At 52.1% G+C, this 1908-nt stretch carries 2 protein-coding genes; one reads left to right on the plus strand and one right to left on the minus strand.

The window, feature by feature from the left end; translation table 11 throughout:
* Positions 1-496 precede the first annotated feature (496 nt).
* Entirely contained in the window at positions 497-886 is a 390-nt protein-coding gene (locus tag DFR42_RS28895; RefSeq protein ID WP_110258533.1) for a hypothetical protein, read from the minus strand.
* Between the two features lie 150 nt (positions 887-1036).
* Here DFR42_RS28895 and DFR42_RS28900 point away from each other — a divergent pair, with 150 nt between their 5' ends.
* Positions 1037-1663: an NUDIX hydrolase gene (locus DFR42_RS28900; RefSeq protein ID WP_110258534.1), complete on the plus strand. Its 627-nt coding sequence runs from the start codon at positions 1037-1039 to the stop codon at positions 1661-1663.
* Positions 1664-1908: the final 245 nt, after the last annotated feature.

Genomic DNA, 1908 nt, shown 5'->3' on the forward strand with positions numbered 1-1908 from the left:
ACGGTACCCAATTGAGAAGCCGGATATACGCGAGCAGTTGAACTTAAGCCGAAACAACAAAAACTTGCAATTCCTGAGGAGTCCATATACGCATTATAATGCGCCGCATGTGATTTACGCATTCCCCTAGCCTATGCGCACAGGCGTGACTGACGCTTTCTGCGATGAGTTGCAACGCATCCTACTGGCTCTGGTCATTTATTCGTGGTTTTTGAGAAGACCAAAAATCTCACCACAGAGACACAGAGGTGACACTGAGGTTTTAAAAGAGATGCAGCTCACATTGCAATACACCGCATGTGATTTGCGCATTCTCCAGAACGATATCGACGCTTTCATGCGGTGCGTTACAACGCACCCTACTGGCTGAAGACAAGCATCGCCGCGCGATTGGCTCAGCCTCGAAAGTCCGCTACGGCATGCTGTTCGCGGCTGAAGCCGCTCCTACCGCTCGCTATTACCACCTCGCAGAATACACAACTGCTCAGTGTGACAACTACATCACCGCAATCAAACGTACCCTCACCGCATCCTGTTCGGCAGTCTCGCAACGCTCTATGCAATAGCGCAGGTCTTCGATAAGGTCCTGGTCATCGTCGGCTTCTGCCAGGGCTTGTTCGAGTACGCGCAGGGTGGCCAGCAGCTCGGCCGGGTTGACCCATTTGGCGTTGTCGGCCAGCCATTGCTCTGCCTCGTCTTCGTCCATGTCGTCTTCGCTGACATTGAGTTCCAAGTCAGAAAAATCGACAAATTCAGTCAAGGCGGTGGTATCGAGGCTGGCGCATTTTTCGTCGAGGGCGTCCATGCTGTCGTAGAGAAAAGCCAGGTCATCCGGGGCAAAATCATCGGGGTCGTTTTCCAGTATGATCCACAAGACGGTACTCATCGCTATTGTTCTCCCAATTGGTTGGTAAACATAATGCTGCACTGTTGGCCTGGCTGGCTTTGGCGGAAAAACACGGCGTGCCATGTCTGATCTATATTCTATCACTACCATATAGCCATATAGATTATCTGACACTGGTATGACAATACTGTGACCGCGACCACTCCTGACGTGCTGGCCTGTTACATGCACTGCCTGGGCTATAATCGCGTCTTCGTTTTCATTCTCACCATGCCCATGCAAGACCAGCTTATCACCCTGCTCAATGCCCATCAGGCAAGTAATGCCACTGAAGCTGCCCATCTGCGCCAGGCGCTGGAATTTATCAGCAGCACGGCCAACTGTTGCAGCCGCAGTACGCAGGCGGGGCATGTGACGGCATCGGCCTGGATATTGTCACCTGACCGTCAGGCGGCGCTGCTGACGCATCACAAGAAACTTAATCGCTGGTTGCAACTGGGTGGACATACCGAAGATGGCGACACCAACATACAAGACGCTGCTGCCCGCGAAGCGCGGGAAGAAAGCGGCATTGCCGATTTGCAGTTAATCAGCAGTGCATTGTTTGATGTGGATGTACACCCAATTCCAGCAAGAGCAAATGAAGCTGCCCACTATCACTATGATTTGCGCTTTTTATTCCAGGCGCGGCATATCCATTTCGAAGTCAGCGACGAGTCGCATGACCTGGCGTGGGTGCCTCTGGCCAAGCTGGTGCAGGAGGATGATAATGCCTCTGTGAGCCGCATGGCGGGGAAGTGTCTGGGTAATATATAAAACCCCTCACCACAGAGGCACAGAGACACAGAGTAAGCACAGAGAAAATCTGCCATCGCGTAGGGTGCGTTGTAACGCACCGCATGAAAGCGTTGATCACGACTATGCGCATAGCCCTGGGGAATGCGTAAATCACATGCGGCGCATTGCAATGCGTATATGGACTCCTCAGGAATTGCAAGTTTTTGTTGTTTCGGCTTAAGTTCAACTGCTCGCGTATATCCGGCTTCTCAATTGGGTACCGT

The organism is Undibacterium pigrum (assembly GCF_003201815.1).
GTDB classification, from domain to species: Bacteria; Pseudomonadota; Gammaproteobacteria; order Burkholderiales; family Burkholderiaceae_D; genus Undibacterium; species Undibacterium pigrum.